The sequence below is a fragment of the Acetobacter musti genome, from assembly GCF_011516835.1.
In the GTDB taxonomy this organism is placed as follows: Bacteria; Pseudomonadota; Alphaproteobacteria; order Acetobacterales; family Acetobacteraceae; genus Acetobacter; species Acetobacter musti.
In genome coordinates, this window is sequence record NZ_WOTB01000112.1 from 1 (window position 1) to 868 (window position 868).

The following is an 868-nucleotide window of genomic DNA, read 5'->3' on the forward strand; positions in this document are numbered from 1 at the left end:
AGAGCGCCTTTCAAAACCATGTTGTGAGGGCTCTGAAGCAGATGAGCGAGCATGCGATCAGTGTGAAGGCGAGGTGGATATCGGCCCTTCTTTCGTAGCGGACAGTGAGGCGTCGGAAACGGGATATCCATGCGAAGGTGCGCTCCACGACCCAGCGATGCTTTCCGAGATAAGTGCTGCTTTCGATGCCTTTTCTGGTGATCCTGTGCCTGATCCCGCGACTGGAGCATGCCTGCCGGCAGCGTCGATAGTCATAGCCCTTGTCGGCGTGAAGCTTTCCGGGACGGCGGCGCGGTCGTCCTTTCTTCCCCGGATGGAAGGCAGCGCATCCAGGAGAGGCTCAGGCATCCGGCTGTCATGGACATTGGCGCCGGATAGAAGAACAGTCAGCGGAATACCCTGTCGATCCGTGACGATGTGCCGCTTCGTGCCCGGTCTCCCGCGATCCGTCGGGTTTGGACCAGTCGTTCCCCCCCCTTTTTGCCGCGATGGATGCGCTGTCCATGCAGGCCCGGCTCCAGTCCAGTCGGTCGGCCTGATGGAGGCGGGTCAGCATCGTACGATGCAAACTGTCCCATACGCCCGCCTTGATGCCTGTCTCGCAGGCGACGCCAGCAGATAATCCCAGAGCCGCATCCCATCTCACGGGGGAGCATCTCCCATGGAATGCCGGTCAGGAGAACGAACACGATCCCCGTCAATGCGGAACGGTCGGAAATGCGTGGTCGTCCGCCTTTTGGACGCGCGGGAATAACAGGCAGGAGCGGTTCAATAACTGCCCATAATTTATCGGAAACGAGAGGTGAAGCCATGGAGCCTCATCCCTCATTCAGGACCACAGTACAAGGGGTTTTGAAAGGCGCTCTTA

Annotated in this window: 1 pseudogene; it reads right to left on the bottom strand. The window is 59.2% G+C overall.

Annotated features, from left to right (window positions below):
- Window positions 1-10: 10 nt before the first annotated feature.
- A pseudogene (locus GOB93_RS20965) lies at window positions 11-812 on the bottom strand (IS5 family transposase).
- Window positions 813-868 lie beyond the last annotated feature (56 nt).